Annotated in this window: 17 protein-coding genes; 13 read left to right on the top strand and 4 right to left on the bottom strand. The window is 60.1% G+C overall.

The features are described from left to right. Positions 1 to 32: 32 nt before the first annotated feature. On the bottom strand, positions 33 to 434 hold the full coding sequence (locus FHT69_RS30520; RefSeq protein WP_244604851.1) for a hypothetical protein: 402 nt from the start codon (positions 432 to 434) through the stop codon (positions 33 to 35). 289 nt (positions 435 to 723) lie between these two features. On the opposite strand from FHT69_RS30520, the gene hemN reads away from it, so the two are divergent. Beyond that, a complete protein-coding gene (gene hemN / locus FHT69_RS30515; protein WP_183844867.1) occupies positions 724 to 2,076 on the top strand; it encodes an oxygen-independent coproporphyrinogen III oxidase in 1,353 nt (450 codons plus the stop codon). Between the two features lie 67 nt (positions 2,077 to 2,143). Then, positions 2,144 to 2,635, top strand: coding sequence for a hypothetical protein (locus FHT69_RS30510; protein WP_063473411.1), 492 nt, complete (start codon positions 2,144 to 2,146; stop codon positions 2,633 to 2,635). Positions 2,636 to 2,744: 109 nt separating this feature from the next. On the opposite strand, the gene FHT69_RS30505 is transcribed toward FHT69_RS30510, so the two are convergent. From FHT69_RS30505 to FHT69_RS30495, 3 genes are all read right to left on the bottom strand, one after another. Further along, a complete protein-coding gene (locus tag FHT69_RS30505) occupies positions 2,745 to 3,203 on the bottom strand; it encodes a pseudoazurin (protein ID WP_063473412.1) in 459 nt (152 codons plus the stop codon). Positions 3,204 to 3,361: 158 nt separating this feature from the next. Further along, a complete protein-coding gene (locus FHT69_RS30500) occupies positions 3,362 to 5,287 on the bottom strand; it encodes a PAS domain S-box protein (protein WP_063473413.1) in 1,926 nt (641 codons plus the stop codon). A 27-nt stretch (positions 5,288 to 5,314) separates the two neighbouring features. Continuing rightward, the gene (locus tag FHT69_RS30495) at positions 5,315 to 6,046 is read right to left on the bottom strand and encodes a Crp/Fnr family transcriptional regulator (RefSeq protein WP_183844866.1); all 732 of its coding nucleotides are present in this window, start codon (positions 6,044 to 6,046) and stop codon (positions 5,315 to 5,317) included. A 227-nt stretch (positions 6,047 to 6,273) separates the two neighbouring features. On the opposite strand from FHT69_RS30495, the gene ccoN reads away from it, so the two are divergent. The 11 genes from ccoN (at position 6,274) to ccmI (ending at position 16,491) form a co-directional block, all read left to right on the top strand. Further along, positions 6,274 to 7,896 carry a cytochrome-c oxidase, cbb3-type subunit I gene (gene ccoN, locus FHT69_RS30490; RefSeq protein WP_097544496.1) on the top strand — a complete coding sequence of 541 codons (1,623 nt, stop codon included), beginning with the start codon at positions 6,274 to 6,276 and terminating at the stop codon, positions 7,894 to 7,896. A gap of 8 nt (positions 7,897 to 7,904) precedes the next feature. Further along, positions 7,905 to 8,639 (top strand): cytochrome-c oxidase, cbb3-type subunit II, encoded by a 735-nt coding sequence (gene ccoO / locus FHT69_RS30485; RefSeq protein ID WP_097631138.1) that lies wholly within the window; start codon positions 7,905 to 7,907, stop codon positions 8,637 to 8,639. Positions 8,640 to 8,647: 8 nt separating this feature from the next. Next, complete coding sequence (locus tag FHT69_RS30480) at positions 8,648 to 8,800, top strand: CcoQ/FixQ family Cbb3-type cytochrome c oxidase assembly chaperone (RefSeq protein WP_017969139.1); 153 nt, start codon at positions 8,648 to 8,650, stop codon at positions 8,798 to 8,800. Position 8,801: 1 nt separating this feature from the next. Next, on the top strand, positions 8,802 to 9,665 hold the full coding sequence (ccoP, locus tag FHT69_RS30475) for a cytochrome-c oxidase, cbb3-type subunit III (RefSeq protein WP_028757955.1): 864 nt from the start codon (positions 8,802 to 8,804) through the stop codon (positions 9,663 to 9,665). A gap of 11 nt (positions 9,666 to 9,676) precedes the next feature. Next, a complete protein-coding gene (locus FHT69_RS30470; RefSeq protein ID WP_028757954.1) occupies positions 9,677 to 9,862 on the top strand; it encodes a hypothetical protein in 186 nt (61 codons plus the stop codon). Between the two features lie 174 nt (positions 9,863 to 10,036). Then, positions 10,037 to 11,605 carry a cytochrome c oxidase accessory protein CcoG gene (gene ccoG, locus FHT69_RS30465; RefSeq protein ID WP_183906380.1) on the top strand — a complete coding sequence of 523 codons (1,569 nt, stop codon included), beginning with the start codon at positions 10,037 to 10,039 and terminating at the stop codon, positions 11,603 to 11,605. After that, positions 11,602 to 12,087: a FixH family protein gene (locus FHT69_RS30460; RefSeq protein ID WP_097544498.1), complete on the top strand. Its 486-nt coding sequence runs from the start codon at positions 11,602 to 11,604 to the stop codon at positions 12,085 to 12,087. The genes ccoG and FHT69_RS30460 overlap by 4 nt, the downstream gene beginning before the upstream one ends. After that, entirely contained in the window at positions 12,084 to 14,369 is a 2,286-nt protein-coding gene (locus FHT69_RS30455; protein ID WP_097595816.1) for a cation-translocating P-type ATPase, read from the top strand. Before FHT69_RS30460 ends, FHT69_RS30455 begins: the two co-directional genes overlap by 4 nt. Next, complete coding sequence (gene ccoS / locus FHT69_RS30450; RefSeq protein ID WP_028757950.1) at positions 14,366 to 14,524, top strand: cbb3-type cytochrome oxidase assembly protein CcoS; 159 nt, start codon at positions 14,366 to 14,368, stop codon at positions 14,522 to 14,524. Before FHT69_RS30455 ends, ccoS begins: the two co-directional genes overlap by 4 nt. Positions 14,525 to 14,557: 33 nt before the next feature. Continuing rightward, on the top strand, positions 14,558 to 15,229 hold the full coding sequence (locus FHT69_RS30445; RefSeq protein ID WP_047617299.1) for a Crp/Fnr family transcriptional regulator: 672 nt from the start codon (positions 14,558 to 14,560) through the stop codon (positions 15,227 to 15,229). 98 nt (positions 15,230 to 15,327) lie between these two features. Continuing rightward, positions 15,328 to 16,491: a c-type cytochrome biogenesis protein CcmI gene (ccmI, locus tag FHT69_RS30440; RefSeq protein WP_183906379.1), complete on the top strand. Its 1,164-nt coding sequence runs from the start codon at positions 15,328 to 15,330 to the stop codon at positions 16,489 to 16,491. Positions 16,492 to 16,533: the final 42 nt, after the last annotated feature.

The raw sequence follows: 16,533 nt of genomic DNA, 5'->3' as shown, positions 1-16,533 counted from the left end.
ACTTCCGGAATGCCGAGCGGCGCGGCGCAAATTTATGCGACGCGCTTTGACGACGCTGCGTCCGGCGGCATCGAGCGATGTGCGGTTCGTATCCCCGCCATTTCGGACGATTGCCACGCGCGACGCCATCTGCGGACATCATTTGCAGTGATCATGACCACGTCACCGCCGGCCTCCTTTGAACCGAGGCCGCTCGCCGCGATTTCGCAGAACGCGTCGACATATTGAAGGAAACGGACTTCGGTTGCGCGAGGTGGCGAGGCTACGGAGAGCAGCGCGCGCCTGGAGACAATGACGGTTTTCATGTCTGCGCCGAAACGCACATCGATGCGCCCAGACTTATCTCGCGCATTCAGGCTTGCTGTGACGACATCGTGCGGCACTTTCATCTCCTTTGAGCCGGCATCTCCGTTGAGCAGGAGCCTGCGTTGCATGAACTGCTGCCGGCCAGTGCTGCTCCCTCTCAAGGTACGAGATCAGCACAAAGACACTTTGACCTCGGTCAACTCCACATCATTTGCCGTGCGGCAACTCATGGAACTTGGGGGCATGACGGCGTGTGTCGGAACGCGTTGCCCGCGAGCGGATGGATCAGCGGGCCGACTTTGACGCCGAGCTGAGATGGACGACGATTTCCCCGGTGGACGCCAACATTGACCTAGAACAAGGAAGATCGCGCGCTTCGACGTCATAAACCATTCTGTTTTGTCAAAGGATGCGACAATGTCCGACTGTCTGGTCGCCAAGTATGGCGACGCGCGGTTCCCGCGCTACACGAGCTATCCAACGGCGCCAGCCTTTTCAGCCACGGTGGGGCCGGATGAATATGCGAGGGGACTCGCCAACATCGCAAAAGCCGGACCCGTCTCCGTCTATCTCCACGTCCCGTTCTGCCGCTCGATGTGCTGGTACTGCGGTTGTCACACGAGCATCACCCGGCAGGATGGTCCGGTTCGCGAATACCTGGATGTCATGAGCCAGGAGATCGAGCTTGTATCCTTCGCGGCCGGAAACGACGTCCCCGTTAAGAACGTTCATTTCGGTGGCGGCACCCCCACGATCATGAAGCCGCAGGAGTTTGCCGCAATCATGGCCAAGCTGCGGAGCGCCTTCCGGTTTGAGGCAGATACGAGCATCGCGGTAGAAATCGATCCACGCACATTGGCTGCTCCAATGATCGAGGCGCTCGGTGAAAGCGATGTCGATCGCGCAAGCCTCGGCGTTCAGAGCTTCGACCCGATCGTGCAAGCCGCGATCAACCGAACACAATCCTTCGAACAGACGGAGATTGCGGTCAGCGGGCTACGCTCCGTGGGCATCTCCAGTATCAACTTCGATTTGATCTACGGCCTTCCGAAACAGACCGTGCAATCCTGCATCGACACCGTCAGACTGGCCGCGCAGCTGCGTCCGGAGCGTTTCGCCGTTTTCGGTTATGCGCACATACCGACCTTCAAGAAGCACCAGCGCCTCATAGATGAAGCGTCGCTTCCGGATGCAAAACAGCGAAACGAGCAGGCCGAAGCCATCGCGGAAGAGCTTGCGAAGGCCGGATATGCGCGCATCGGGCTCGATCATTTTGCGCTGCCGGACGATCAACTCGCGATCGCTGCGCGCAACGGCACGATGAGAAGGAATTTCCAAGGTTACACGACGGATGACTGCGATACGCTGATCGGCCTCGGTGCTTCGGCGATCGGGCGGCTGCCGATCGGCTATGTCCAGAACCATGTGCCATTGGGGCTATATCAGGAGCGGGTTGCTTCCGGCATCCTGCCGACAGCCAAGGGATATCTTCTCACCGAGGAGGATAAGCTCCGGGCCAAAATAATCGAACGGCTTATGTGTGATTTCGAAGTCGATCTCGCAGGATTGAGCAAAGAGTCGGGTTTTGACATCGAATTCCTCATCGACCGAAACGATCGGCTCAGTGAGCTTGTCGCCGATGGCGTCGCGGCGATTTGCGGAGATCGGATTGTCGTGTCTCAAGACGCACGGTTCATGGTCCGCGCCGTTGCCGCGGCATTCGACGCCTATTTCGGTTCGCACGGACGCACGCACAGCAAGGCCGCTTGAGCGAGAAACCAGCCCTTGCTCGGCGCGCTGCCATGGCCCGCCAGCTTGTTGCTGCAGAGGTAATAGGATGAAGAACCCAATCCCGGACAGTTTCGGAGAACTCGAGAGCTGCTATGAGCAGCTTATGTCGTGGTGCGACGTGCTGCAGGCAATTGCCGACTTTCTGCCTTGCCATATCGATGAAGGCCTCTGCCGCCGTCTTTCACGCGGTCTGATCCCGCTATTGCTGACGACTCACCAGCTCGAAGAGCACTTGGTCTCGTCTGCGCTCGGACTGATCATGGAGGTCGAGGAGCTGTCCGATGCGAGGGAACACCGGCAAGCCGGTCGCCTATTCGATCATGATGCGGCTCAACACCTCGTCTTCACGCTGGAAACCCTGAGCGAGGGGCGCTGCCGGCTCTCCTGGGAAGCCGTAGGATATCAGCTGCGTTCGTTCTGCTGTTCGATGCGCCGGCATATCAAGTCGGAGCGGGAGATCATCAGGTTGCTTCAACGGGCAATGAAGGACGAACCGCCGTCGCGTCCCGATGCAGCTGCGCAAACGGAGGCGGCCTGAGCAATGCGACGCTGCCGCGAGCTGCCGTGCCGATAATCGCGAAGCAGCACGCGCTGAACGCGACGGTGCGGGACGGCGCGCAAGCGTGCCGTCCGCACCTGTCGGTCAATCACTGGGTGATCTGAGCCGGGGTGATCTGCGCGAGGTCGGCATCCAGCCTCTTGCGCGCCATGTTCGGCACCTTGGCGATCTTGATCGCGTCAAGGTTGGCCGGGTTGTCGCCGACCTGGATCAATGCAACCATGCCCATGCCCACATGCGGCGTGCACTTCAGGACATATGCGCCCGGAATATCGAACTTCGCCTGATACTGCTCGCTCGGCCTGGATTTGAACTCGGGAACGCCATCGGGAATGAGACCCTTGAACGTCTCGACGTTGTGGCTCTTGTCCGTGGGAATGAACGTGACAGTATCGCCCGGAGCGATCTTCAGGAAGCCGGGCTCAAACACCATCGCGCCGTCCGCGCCCTTGTTCAGCATCTGAACCTGGTGGTCAGCAGCCATCAACGGTGCAGCCGAAGCGATCAAGGCTGCCGTTGCAGCGATCAGACCGAATTTCAAACGCATTTGCATATCTCCTGTTCTCCGAGTCCGGTTCGGCCTCGCGGACGTTTTTTAAGACATGCAGGACGCAGGTTCTTTGATGCGGGTCAAACGCGGGAGAAACCACACGCACCGCGCGGGCGAAGGCGCAAGAGCGGGTGAGCTTGCACCGCCGACAGATGTCACCTTGCGTCGAGAAGTTCGCGGATCCTCAACGCCAGCTCCTTGGCGGTATAGGGTTTGCGCAGCCACCGGGCGCCCGGAACCGTATCATTGCCCGCGAGACCCGGTTCGGAATATCCCGACGTGAAGAGCACGGCAATGTCCGGCCGTAAAATACGCACCTCTCTTGCGAGCTCGTCACCCGTCATCCCGCCCGGCATCACGATGTCGGTAAAAAGCAGCGCGACGTCAGTGTTTTCCTTGAGGAGATCGAGCGCGCGGTGACCGTTTTCGGCTTCGCGCACCGTATAGCCCATCGAGGCGAGCCTGGCGACGGCTACGCGGCGAACACGGGCGTCATCTTCGACGACGAGCACGACTTCGTCCCCTTGCGGCAGTTGGCTCTCACCCGCGCCATGGTCCGGTGCCGCCTCTTGAGGCTTCCCGCCATTGGTTGCGGGGAGATATATCCGGACTGTCGTGCCGCGCCCCACCTCACTGTAAATCTGCAGATGCCCACCCGATTGCTTGACGAAGCCGTAGACCATGCTCAGTCCGAGACCTGTGCCCGAGCCGACTTCCTTTGTCGTGAAAAATGGCTCAATCGCATGCTTCCTGACCTCCTCCGTCATGCCGGAACCGGTATCCGTCATCGTGACCAGCACGAAATTGCCGCTGCGTAGCTCCGGATACATTTTCGCATAGTCGGCATCGAGATAGACGCGCGAGATCGTCGTCGTCAGACTGCCGCCCCTGGGCATGGCGTCCCTTGCGTTCAAAGCGATGTTCAGAATGGCATTCTGGAGCTGCGAGCTGTCCACAAGGACGTTCAGGCCAGATCCATCGATGACGGTCGACAACCTGATATTTTCGCCGAGCGTTCGACGGAGCAGATCCGAGAAGCCGCTCACAACTTGACCAAGATCGGCGTGCTTCGGATTCAACGGCTGTCGGCGACCGAAAGCGAGCAGTTGAGCCGTGAGAACAGCTCCGTCCTCCGCCGCGGCCTGAGCCTCTCCCAGGATTTCACGAAGGTTGCCGGGCGGCAGTTTGTCCTCGATCATTTCGAGATTGCCGCTGATGACGGTGAGGAGGTTGTTGAAGTCGTGCGCGATGCCTCCGGTCAACTGCCCGACAGCTTCCATCTTCTGTGACTGGCGAAGATCTTCCTCGATTTTGTAACGGCTGGTGAGATCGCGGATAAAACCGGTGAATATCCGCTCTCCGTTTGCCGTCGCTTCGCCGACGTGGAGTTCCATCGGAAATTGCGAACCGTCGGCCCGCTGACCGGTGACGACACGGCCGTAGCCGATGATACGTTTCTCGCCCGTATCGATATAGTGGTCGATGTAGCCGTCGTGGGCATCGCGATAGGGGTTCGGCATCAGGTTGCTCACGTTGCGGCCGCAAATTTGATCGGAAGACATTCCAAACAGCTTCTCGGCAGCCTTGCTGAACGAAAGCACCATTCCCTTGTCATCGATCACCACCATGGCATCCGGCACGGTGTCCAGGATCGAGCTCAGATGCGCTTCGCGGGATTTGACTACCTCTTGCGCTCGCTTCAACGCGCTGACGTCGCTGTTTGTCTGGATGACGGCAAGATCGCCATCCGGCAAATTGACCAGCACGCAACGGGAGGCAACATGAATCTCGTGCCCGCTCTTGTGACGATGAATGATTTCACCCTGCCAGAAGCCGCGCGACTTCAGTTGGTTGCGGATGTTTTCCACCGGTTCGGGGAACTGCGTCGCCAGCAATTCGTGCACCTCCTCCCCGACCGCTTCCTCTCTTGCCCAGCCATACATGTTCTCGCAGCCAATGGACCAATGCGTGACAGTTCCCTCAAAACGATGGATCAGGATGTCGGCTCCGTCCAGCACGTGCACCATGGCATCCAGTTCCTGGGACGATACGGTTCGCGGTGATATGAGGCGGTGAGGCATGAACGTCGATCCTGCGGCTTCGTTACGTCAGTGCAAGCTGACCCTATGACAGGATTTCTCCGAAAAATCATCAGCGTCGCCGGACAACTGCTTAAGAAGGGCGCGATTGACGATTCGCAAGTCATGCCTGCCCTCTGGAACGACGACGTTTCGCGATGCAAGTTTGGTGAGGGTGCGAGACACGGTTTCAATGGTCAAACCGAGATGGTCTGCAATGTCCTGCCGGTTCATGGGGACGCGCAGCAGGCTCTGCCGCGCCTGGGGATTGCGGCGGGATACAAGCTTCGCGATGAAACTGCACAGGCGCTCTTCCGCATTCTTCTTCGAGAGCAGTACCATCTGTTCGTGTGCGGCAGCCGTCTCCTGGCAGAGCAGGGAAATGTATGCGGTGTGAAGAGCATCCGACCGGGCGACTTCGTCGTGGAAGCTTTTCCGGGATACGCGGCGAATCCGGCATTCGGTCACGGCTTCCGCGGTGAAGAGGAAATCGCGTTGCAGCGATGCACCGATCAGGTCGCCGGCGAAGCAAAACGCGGTTATCACACGGCGGCCCTCCCCGACGATGCGATAGAGACGAACAACCCCCTCCACGACCTGGAAGAGATGTTTCGCCTCGTCGCCCTCCCAGCAGATGGCTCTCCCGGCGGAGATGGACTCCATTGCGGAGGAGAGGAAGAGCGCGGACAAAGATCGACCGGCATAGATCGTTTCGTTCGTCATTTCGGCATGTTCGAACGCTTGGTTTTTCTGCATCAGCATCGTCGTGTCCCCCATTGTCAGGACATGTACTAGAACCCCCTGCGTCACACCGGAATGAGCGGACGGTGCCAACGGGTGAAAGTTTGTAACAGTTTGTAACTGCGGCGGTCCGCGCCGGTCTTACTGTCCGCTCGTTGATGTAGATCAAGGAGTAATTCGCAGCTTCGTGACAGTCCTGCCGAGAAAGCCGGCCGCGACGCGGTCGTCTGTGCACTGGGGACGACATCATGAATTACACAACGGAAACGATGGTGATCACGGTCGCGGCGTTTCTAGCGTTGCTAGGAGCCGCATTCGCCCATGATCATCTCTTTGCGATCCATATGGGCATACTTTGCCTCTGCCTCGTCATCGGCGCTTTGCTGCTGGTCAGGAACGTTGACTTTTCACCGGCAGGCCAGCAACGCAAAGTCGACATATCCGGCTATTTCGACGAAGTGGTGCGTTATGGCTTGATCGCCACGGTGTTCTGGGGCGTGGTCGGCTTCCTGGTGGGCGTGATCGTCGCGCTGCAACTGGCCTTTCCCGACCTCAACATTGCGCCTTATCTCAATTTCGGAAGGCTGCGGCCGGTTCACACGTCGGCGGTTATCTTCGCCTTCGGTGGCAACGCCCTCATCATGACGTCGTTTTATGTCGTGCAGCGCACCTGCCGCGCACGTCTTTTCGGCGGGAACCTCGCCTGGTTCGTATTCTGGGGTTACCAGCTTTTTATCGTGATGGCTGCGACCGGATATGTCCTCGGAATCACCCAAGCCCGCGAATATGCCGAACCCGAATGGTACGTCGACCTCTGGCTGACCATCGTTTGGGTCGCCTATCTCGCCGTGTATCTTGGGACGATCCTCAAGCGCAAAGAGCCGCACATCTACGTGGCAAACTGGTTCTATCTCGGCTTCATCGTCACCATCGCGATGCTGCATGTGGTCAACAACCTGGCGGTTCCGGCGTCGTTTCTCGGCTCCAAAAGCTATTCCGCCTTCTCGGGCGTACAGGACGCGCTGACCCAATGGTGGTACGGCCACAACGCCGTCGGCTTCTTCCTCACCGCCGGCTTCCTGGGCATGATGTACTACTTCGTGCCGAAGCAGGCCAACCGACCCGTCTATTCATACCGGCTTTCGATCATCCACTTCTGGGCACTGATCTTCATGTACATCTGGGCCGGGCCCCATCATCTGCATTACACGGCACTGCCCGACTGGGCCCAGACACTCGGCATGGTTTTCTCGGTGATGCTCTGGATGCCCTCCTGGGGCGGCATGATCAACGGTCTCATGACCCTTTCGGGCGCCTGGGACAAAATCCGCACCGATCCGATCATCCGCATGATGATCGTCGCCATCGCCTTTTACGGGATGTCGACCTTCGAAGGTCCGATGATGTCGGTGAAGACAGTCAATTCGCTCAGCCATTATACAGAATGGACGATCGGTCATGTGCATTCCGGCGCGCTCGGCTGGGTGGGAATGATCACCTTCGGCGCGATCTATTATCTGACGCCGAAGCTATGGGGACGCGAGCGCCTCTACAGCCCGCGGATGGTCAACTGGCACTTCTGGCTCGCAACCCTCGGAATCGTCATCTACGCCGCCGTGCTTTGGGTTGCCGGCATCCAGCAGGGGCTGATGTGGCGCGAGTACAATTCCCAGGGCTTCCTCGTCTATTCCTTCGCGGAGACGGTCGCGGCCATGTTCCCCTACTACGTGCTGCGCGCGGTGGGCGGAACGCTTTACCTGGCGGGTGGTCTCGTCATGGCCTGGAACGTGTTCATGACGATCCGCGGCCGCGTGCGTGACGAAGCTGCGATCCCAACCACTTTCGTGCCCCAAGCACAGCCTGCCGAGTGAGGTGAGACATGGCATCGATACTTGATAAACATAAGATTCTCGAGAAGAACGCGACGCTTCTTCTCGTCGGCTCGCTGCTCGTCGTGAGCATCGGCGGCATCGTCGAAATCGCACCGCTGTTCTACCTGCAGAACACGATTGAAAAGGTGGAAGGCATGCGGCCGTATACGCCGCTCGAGCTGGCCGGACGAAACATCTACATCCGCGAAGGCTGCTACCTCTGCCACAGCCAGATGATCAGACCGTTCCGCGACGAGGTGGAACGCTACGGCCATTACTCGCTCGCGGCCGAGTCCATGTACGATCATCCTTTCCAATGGGGATCCAAACGAACCGGGCCGGATCTGGCCCGCGTCGGCGGACGCTATTCCAACGAATGGCATGTCCAGCATCTCGCCGATCCCCGGGCAGTGGTGCCGGAGTCGATCATGCCGAGTTACGCCTTCCTCAAAGAGCAACGGGTCACGGTCAAGGACGTGGGAATGGACCTGAAGGCCAACGAGGACGTGGGCGTACCTTATAACGACGACATGCTGGCGAATGCGGAAGCCGACATGAAGGCCCAAGCCGATCCGAACGCAGATACGACGGCCCTGCTTGCCCGCTATCCGAAGACGAAGACCGGCGATTTCGACGGCGATCCCGCTGCGCTGACCGAAATGGATGCCTTAGTGGCCTACCTGCAGATGCTCGGAACGTTGGTCGATTTCTCGACCTACGACGATGCGACCGGCTACCGGTGAGGTGATCCATGGAAACCTACACTGCAATGAGACACTTCGCCGACAGCTGGGGCCTTTTGGCAATGGCGGCATTCTTCGTCGGCGTGGTTGTGTTCACCCTTCGCCCAGGCAGCAAGCAGACGGCGAAAGAGGCCGCCGATATTCCCTTGAAGGATGATTGAGATGTCGGAAAAACATATCGATGAATTTAGCGGCGTCGAAACGACCGGACATGAATGGGACGGCATCCGCGAACTCAACAATCCGATGCCCCGCTGGTGGGTGTGGACCTTCTACGCCACCATTGTCTGGGCGTTGGGCTATGCGATCGCATATCCCGCGATCCCGATGATTACCGACGCTACGAAGGGCATGCTCGGTTTTTCCAGCCGCGCCGAACTGCAGCAGAACCTGGACCAGGCCAAGGCATCGCAAATGCAATTTCATGATCTGATCGCCGCCAAGACGGTACAGGAAATCGATTCCGATTCTGCCCTTCGCGAATTCGCAATCGCCGGCGGCGCGTCAGCATTCAAGGTGAATTGTGCGCCATGCCACGGCTCGGGAGCAAGCGGCGGTCCTGGATTTCCGAACCTCAACGACGACGATTGGCTGTGGGGCGGAGACCTGGATGCCATCCAGACGACGATCGCGCATGGGATTCGCTTCGACGGGGATACGGACACTCATGCTTCCGAGATGCCGCCCTTTGTCGATGTTCTGGATCCCATCCAGACAAGGCAGGTCGCGGCTTACGTCTGGGGGCTGACCAATACACCGTCGGACCCCGGTCTCGCAGAGGCGGGAAAACAGGTCTTCGTCGACAACTGTGCCGCATGTCACGGCGAGGATGCCAAAGGAAAAGCCGAAATGGGCGCGCCGGATCTCGCTGATGCGATCTGGCTGAAGGCCCGCGGCGAGGATGCGATCATCCGCCAGGTCGCTTCTCCGAAGCATGGCGTCATGCCCGCCTGGGCAGGGCGCCTCGGCGATACGACGGTCAAGGAACTGACGATCTTCGTGCATTCGCTTGGCGGCGGAACGTAAGGAGCAGAGCTATGGCGGCTCACGGCCACAATCCGATCCTCGATCTCTACGGCACGCCGCGCGCAGCGATACGATCACGTGTGTCGGCGCGCGCCAAGGCCCTGCCGCCACCGTCCGATCAGGATGATCCGGCAAAGATCGGCAGTTCGATCATCAGTTTGACCTGCCTCAAAGACCACGAGCAGACAAGCCGCTAGCTGCAGACTTGTCGAGGACGTCCCAGCGGTGTTCGTTCCCCGCGGTTCCTCCAGGCCACGCCCTCTCTCCAGGGCGTGGCCTTTTCCATTGGCGGGAAGACCTTCGTCTTGATCTGTATCAAGGAAAGGATGCGCGGCGGATGGGACAAGGTCGGGTGAAATCGGATAGGTCCCATGAACCTCTACACTGCACCAGATCCCGACAGCATCGAACGGCTCAGCGTCGAGCCGGTCAACGCCCGTCGCAATCGGCAGCCTCTCTATGCACCTCGGAAGAAGGTTTTTCCCAAGCGTGCAGAGGGGCGATTCCGTCGATTCAAATGGATCGTCATGCTGGTCACGCTCGGCATCTACTATCTCGCGCCATGGATTCGCTGGGATCGCGGTCCTTACGCGCCTGACCAGGCAATCCTCATCGACCTTTCCTCACGACGCTTCTTCTTTTTCTTCATCGAAATCTGGCCTCAGGAATTTTATTATGTGGCTGGTCTCCTCGTCATGGCGGGGTTCGGCCTGTTTCTCGTCACTTCCGCGGTCGGCCGCGCCTGGTGCGGCTACGCCTGTCCGCAGACCGTCTGGGTCGATCTCTTTCTCGTCGTCGAACGCGCGATCGAAGGCGATCGAAACGCGCGAATGAAGCTTGACGCCGCTCCCATGAGCTTTGCCAAGCTGAGGAAGCGTGTCGTCAAACATTCGATCTGGCTGCTGATCGGCGTCGCCACGGGCGGAGCGTGGATTTTTTATTTTGCCGACGCGCCGAGCCTGCTTGTTTCGCTATTCACTGGCCGCGCTCCTGCAGCCGCCTACGCCACGGTCGCCGTCCTTACTGCGACGACCTATGTGCTCGGCGGCCTCATGCGCGAGCAGGTTTGCACCTATATGTGCCCGTGGCCACGCATCCAGGGTGCGATGCTCGACGAGAATTCTCTCGTCGTCACCTATCATGACTGGCGGGGCGAGCAGCGGTCGCGTCACGCGAAAAAGGCGCAAGCCAAAGGCTTGCCGGTGGGCGATTGCGTCGATTGCAATGCCTGCGTGGCGGTGTGCCCGATGGGTATCGACATTCGCGACGGACAGCAGATGGAGTGCATCACATGCGCGCTCTGCATCGACGCCTGCGACGGTGTCATGGACAAACTCGGAAAGCCTCGCGGCCTGATTGCCTATGCCACGCTGAGCGAATACGCGGGCAACATGTCACTGGCGACCGACGAAGGGCGAACGGCCGTCCAGCCGTCTAGGGTTCGAAACGAGGATGGAAGCTTCGTCCCGGCGATCCGGCACTTCAACTGGCGCATCGTCTTTCGTCCGAGAATCGTCTTTTACGCGGTCGCCTGGGCATCGGTCGGCGTGGCCATGCTCGTCCACCTCGCCTTTCGCGAGCGCCTTGAACTCAACGTCGTTCACGACCGAAACCCCCAATATGTTCTGGAAAGCGACGGCTCACTGCGGAATGGCTACACGCTTCGGATCCTGAACATGGTGCCGACGCCGCGGGATGTGAACATAAGCCTGGTCGGGCTGGAGGGGGCGACGATGCGTATTCCCGAGTTCGGCAAGGAAGACGCTCGCCGCTTTACCGTCCATGCCGAACCGGACGCAGCCACGACGCTCAAGGTCTTCGTTACGCGCAAGCCCACCGGCGCCGCAATCAGTGAATTTCTGTTCGTGATCGAAGATACGGATCGCGCCGATCGGGCAACCTACCGGGCGGCGTTCAATGCACCGGGAGACACCAAATGAAGACCTCTGCCCAAGGTTTTACAGGCCTGCACATGCTGGTTGCGACCTCGACCTTCTTCGCTGTGGTGATCGCGGTGAATGTCACCATGGCCTTCTATGCCTCCTCCAGCTGGAGCGGTCTGGTCGTGGAAAATACCTATGTCGCCAGTCAGGAGTTCAACCGCAAAGCGGCGGCGATGAAGGCAATGGCGGCTTCCGGCGTCGCGGGCGATCTCTCCATAAGAGGGCATCAGATCCGCTACGACATTCACGACAAGAGCGGCGCGCCTGCGGCCGTCGACGACGTCGTGCTGAATTTCAAGCGACCCGTCGGAGATCACGAAGACTTCCACCTCACGCTCAGAAAAACAGCCGAGGGACGGTTCGAAGCAGATCACAACCTGGCCGAGGGTGACTGGATCGTCGAGGCCATCTCGCGAAACGACGGCTTGGTCGTCATGCATGAGGCCAAACGCATCGATACCAAGGAGTTGGACCGATGACCTGCTGCACCATGGACGCGGAAAGCGTGCTTGCTCTCAGCACGACGTCATCCAGTGCCGAAGAGGTCCGCCTTGCCAGCCAGCCGCTCGGCGGCGGACTGCGCCAGTTGGACTTGAGCGTTCCTGATATTCACTGCGGTGGCTGCATTTCGACCATAGAAGGGGCGTTGCTGACACTTCCTTTCGTCAAGACGGCGCGCGTCAATCTTACGGCTCGAAGGGTAACCTGCGTCTACCAGGAGGAGATGGAGACACATGCCGCCGATCCGTCCGAGATCCTCGCAGCGATCAACTCGGCCGGATATCGCGCGCATCTCTTTACCCCCTCGGCCGCCGAAAACGACAGAACCCGCAATCAGCTTCTCCTGGCGATCGGCGTTTCCGGCTTTGCGGCCGCCAACATCATGTTGCTTTCGGTATCGGTCTGGTCTGGCGCAGATGCCGCGACACGCGACATGTTTCATTGGATCTCGGCGATGATAGCAGCGCCCGCGCTGGTTTATGCGGGGCGTTTCTTCTTCAAATCGGCCTGGAATGCGCTCCGCCACGGGCGCACCAACATGGACGTTCCGATCTCTCTCGCCGTGACGCTCTCCTATGCCGTTTCACTGTGGGAGACCATCCATCACGGTGAACATGCATGGTTCGACGCGTCGGTTTCGCTGCTCTTCTTCCTGCTGATCGGCAGGACCCTCGATCATATCATGCGGGAAAAGGCTCGGGCGGCGATCAACGGACTTGCAAGGCTGGCGCCGCGCGGGGCCTTGCTGATCAATCCGGACGGGTCCCGACGTTACATTGCGGTAGAAGAGATCGCGGTGGGAGATGAAATTTCGATAGCGGCAGGCGAAAGGGTTCCCGTCGATAGCGTAGTGGTCAGCGGAGAAAGCGACGTGGATCTCTCCATCGTCACCGGCGAGAGCAGCCCCGTCGCCGTCGCCAGCAACAGCGAGGTGAGTTCGGGCGCGATGAACCTGACCGGCTCGCTCGTCCTGCGCGCGACGCGCATTGCCAAGAATTCGCTTCTTTCGGAGATCATCGGCCTCATGGAAGCAGCCGAGGGTGGAAGAGCTCGCTATCGCAGGATCGCCGATCGCGCTGCGGCGCTCTATTCGCCGGCCGTGCATCTGTTGGCGCTGGTCTCGTTTCTTGCCTGGGGCCTCCTCGGCGGAGACTGGAAACAGGCAATGCTGGTCGCGGTTGCGGTCCTGATCATTACCTGCCCATGCGCATTGGGCCTTGCCGTGCCCGTGGTCCAGGTCGTCGCCGCGGGGGAGCTTTTCCGCAAGGGCATCATGGTGAAGGACGGTTCGGCACTCGAAAGACTGGCCGAGACCGACACTGTGGCCTTTGACAAAACGGGCACCTTGACGATGGGCAGGCCGCGCCTTGTCAGAGTGGACGCCATGGAAGAGAACAGCACGGCAATCGCCCGCGGATTGGCCGTGCATTCACGGCATCCTCTTTCTCAGGCTCTGGTGCGGGGCACCGAAACCGCCCCCATGTCCTTCGACAGCGTCACGGAAATCCCCGGCGGGGGACTGGAAGCCAGGAAGGGCGCTGACGTCTATCGATTGGGCAACACGGCGTTTGCCTGCGGAACCAGCTTCGTGCCCCGCACCGCCGATAGTCCGTTCTCGGAAGTGGTCTTGTCGCAGAACGGCGTCGATCTTGCCCACTTCTTCTTCGATGACACGCTTCGCCCGGGCGCTCGCGAGGCCATCGGCCAGATCGACGCAGCCGGCCTTGAAACGCTGATCGTGTCCGGCGACCGTCAGATCGTCGTCGACAATACGGCGCATGCTCTGGGCATCGGGAGGGCTTTGGGCTCTCTGACGCCGAAACGGAAGGTCGATGAATGCCAGAGGCTGAACGGCGAAGGGCGTCGCGTGCTCATGGTTGGCGACGGGATCAACGACGCTCCTGCCCTTGCTGCGGCCCATGTCTCGATGGCGCCGGCCACGGCCTCCGATATCGGCAGACAGGCCGCCGACCTCGTTTTCTTCAACGATCGCCTCGACGCTGTGCCGGAAGCGATCGCCATTGCGCGAAGCTCCGCCAACCTCATCCGGCAGAACTTCGCTCTCGCCATCGGTTACAACGTCCTGGCGGTGCCGATTGCCATCGCTGGATTGGCGACGCCGCTCATAGCGGCGGTGGCAATGTCGACATCTTCGATCATCGTCGTGATGAACGCACTGCGCCTGAACGCGTTCGGCAAGCGTCCGGCTATGCAGATTCGGGGGCGGGTCGGCCGGAGTGCGGAGGTCAAGGCCGCATGAACATGTTGATCTATCTCATACCCATCGCACTGCTGATGGGAGGAATGGGACTGCTGGCATTTCTTTGGTCGCTGAAGAGCGGCCAGTATGACGATCTTCAAGGGGCCGCCTGGCGAATTCTCGCCGAGGACGAAACCGATCGAAGAAAACCCTAACCGCAACCGGGTCCAAACACGAAAGGAAGATGGATGCTTGCGAAAAATTCAGTCCTTCTGCAGTCCGACCTGTTCGCTGGTTTGGATCCGGCGACCGTGGAGCAATTCACCGCAACGGCTGAGGTTCGCACCTTCGCTGCTGACGAGAAGATCATAAGCGAGGGCCAGCAGGCATCATTCGTCTACTGCGTCACGAACGGGTTTGTCCGACTTTCAAAATCGGAATCCGCCGGGCGCGAGGCTGATATCTGCGTGTGCGAGCCGGGCGACACGTTTGGCGAATATCTTCTCTCAGGCGGCGGCTCCTATGCCTATAGCGCGTGGTCGGCCGACGGGGCCGAGGTCGCGCTGTTCGAGCTTGCGGAGTTGCAGGCATTTGCTGACCAACATCCGGTCATTCACCGGAACGTCATGCGCATCATGGTCAGGCATCTGCTCGGCGCGATGGATTGTATTGCCGGTGACCGGCTGCTCACGGCGGCGCAACGTGTGGCAAACTACCTGATGAGCCGCTGCCCCGCCTCGGCGTCCACCTCGCGGGTCTCGTTCCGCCTCCCTTACCGGAAGAGAATCCTGGCCGGCAAATTGGGTCTGGCGCCGGAAGCCCTGTCGCGAGCGTTTGCGACGCTCGCGGCATCGGGCGTCGAAGTCAGAGGCAAGGTCGTCCTGGTCGATAGCGTCGACCTGCTTCGCGAAGCGTGCTGAACCCGAAAAATTGGGATGGAAGAGCTCGTCGTTGACCGGAATCAATGTGCCGACCCCCGGCCTCGGTATGTTCAAGCGCAAAAGGGCGTCTGGACGTTATGGTTATTTGGATTGTTTTCGCGGTCATCACGACTGCCATCATCGCCTCTCTTCTTCATCCACTTGCGTCAGGCCGTGTCCGGTTCAACGATGGTGCGGCCGCAGCCGGCCGGGTCTATCGGGATCAACTTCTCGAACTCGACAGGGAATTGCTGGCGAACGAAATCGGCTGCAACGAGTATGAATACGCGCGGGCTGAAACAGCGCGGCGCCTTTTTAAGGCAAGCGAGCAGATGCAAGAAGAATGCCGCAGGTTGCCGCATCCGCACAGGTGGCTGAGGTTGGCGATCGCCGCGTTTCTGCCTTTGGCGAGCATTGGCCTCTATGGTCTTGCGGGTTCGCCCGACATGCCGTCGCTGCCGTTGCAAGCGCGATTGGAGGATCCTGGCCAGGACATTGCAATACTGGTCGCGAGAACCGAGCGCCACCTCGCGAGCCAGCCGGATGATGGCCGCGGATGGGATGTGATCGCTCCAATCTACCTCAGGGCCGGCCGGATCGCCGACGCACGGTCGGCTTACCGCAATGCCCTGCGTCTGTTAGGCCCGGACATTCATCGCCTGGGTGGCCTTGCCGAAGCCCTGATGGCGGAGGCGCAGGGTTCGGTGGACAAGGAGACGTTAGACGTCCTGCGACAGATCGTTCAGCTCGAACCTGAAAACCCCCGCGCCCGCTTCTACATCGCTCTCAGCAGCGAGCAGGCGGGACGGCGCGACGAGGCGCGCCAGGCCTTCGAGGCGCTGGCGAAGCAATCGCCGCCCGATGCGCCGTGGCTGCCGCTGGTCAACCAACACATCGCCATGAATGGCGCCAATCCGGCTGCCCCGGGCGCCAATTCGGCTGCCCCGGGCGCCGTTTCGGCTGCCCCGGGCAATCCCACGCAGCAGGATGTTGCAGCCGCCGAGATCATGAACGCCGGCGACCGGCAACAGATGATCCGCGGCATGGTCGAAAGCCTCGATGCCAAGCTCAGCGCGGATCCGAACAATTTCGAGGGATGGATGCGGCTCGTCCGCTCTTACGCCGTATTGAACGATAGGGATCGTGCTGCCGGCGCCCTGAAGCGCGGGCTTGCGGCCTTTCCGCCGGCCGGCGAACAGGGCAGGCAATTGCTGGCGCTTGCCCGGGAACTCGGCATAGCAACGGAAGGAATGGCGCAATGACGCGCAAGCAGAAGCGCCTGGCGGTGATCGCCGGCGGCATGG

The organism is Rhizobium sp. BK008, assembly GCF_014197345.1.
In the GTDB taxonomy this organism is placed as follows: Bacteria; Pseudomonadota; Alphaproteobacteria; order Rhizobiales; family Rhizobiaceae; genus Rhizobium; species Rhizobium anhuiense.
Note: the sequence above shows the minus strand (reverse complement) of the source record. Positions and strands in the feature narration are given on the sequence as shown.

Excerpts from the sequence above, each read along its gene's own strand:
- FHT69_RS30520 (WP_244604851.1), bottom strand. The coding sequence starts at position 434 with ATGCAACGCAGGCTCCTGCTCAACGGAGATGCCGGCTCAAAGGAGATG.
- hemN (WP_183844867.1), top strand. The coding sequence starts at position 724 with ATGTCCGACTGTCTGGTCGCCAAGTATGGCGACGCGCGGTTCCCGCGC.
- FHT69_RS30510 (WP_063473411.1), top strand. The coding sequence starts at position 2,144 with ATGAAGAACCCAATCCCGGACAGTTTCGGAGAACTCGAGAGCTGCTAT.
- FHT69_RS30505 (WP_063473412.1), bottom strand. The coding sequence starts at position 3,203 with ATGCGTTTGAAATTCGGTCTGATCGCTGCAACGGCAGCCTTGATCGCT.
- FHT69_RS30500 (WP_063473413.1), bottom strand. The coding sequence starts at position 5,287 with ATGCCTCACCGCCTCATATCACCGCGAACCGTATCGTCCCAGGAACTG.
- FHT69_RS30495 (WP_183844866.1), bottom strand. The coding sequence starts at position 6,046 with ATGCTGATGCAGAAAAACCAAGCGTTCGAACATGCCGAAATGACGAAC.
- ccoN (WP_097544496.1), top strand. The coding sequence starts at position 6,274 with ATGAATTACACAACGGAAACGATGGTGATCACGGTCGCGGCGTTTCTA.
- ccoO (WP_097631138.1), top strand. The coding sequence starts at position 7,905 with ATGGCATCGATACTTGATAAACATAAGATTCTCGAGAAGAACGCGACG.
- FHT69_RS30480 (WP_017969139.1), top strand. The coding sequence starts at position 8,648 with ATGGAAACCTACACTGCAATGAGACACTTCGCCGACAGCTGGGGCCTT.
- ccoP (WP_028757955.1), top strand. The coding sequence starts at position 8,802 with ATGTCGGAAAAACATATCGATGAATTTAGCGGCGTCGAAACGACCGGA.
- FHT69_RS30470 (WP_028757954.1), top strand. The coding sequence starts at position 9,677 with ATGGCGGCTCACGGCCACAATCCGATCCTCGATCTCTACGGCACGCCG.
- ccoG (WP_183906380.1), top strand. The coding sequence starts at position 10,037 with ATGAACCTCTACACTGCACCAGATCCCGACAGCATCGAACGGCTCAGC.
- FHT69_RS30460 (WP_097544498.1), top strand. The coding sequence starts at position 11,602 with ATGAAGACCTCTGCCCAAGGTTTTACAGGCCTGCACATGCTGGTTGCG.
- FHT69_RS30455 (WP_097595816.1), top strand. The coding sequence starts at position 12,084 with ATGACCTGCTGCACCATGGACGCGGAAAGCGTGCTTGCTCTCAGCACG.
- ccoS (WP_028757950.1), top strand. The coding sequence starts at position 14,366 with ATGAACATGTTGATCTATCTCATACCCATCGCACTGCTGATGGGAGGA.
- FHT69_RS30445 (WP_047617299.1), top strand. The coding sequence starts at position 14,558 with ATGCTTGCGAAAAATTCAGTCCTTCTGCAGTCCGACCTGTTCGCTGGT.
- ccmI (WP_183906379.1), top strand. The coding sequence starts at position 15,328 with ATGGTTATTTGGATTGTTTTCGCGGTCATCACGACTGCCATCATCGCC.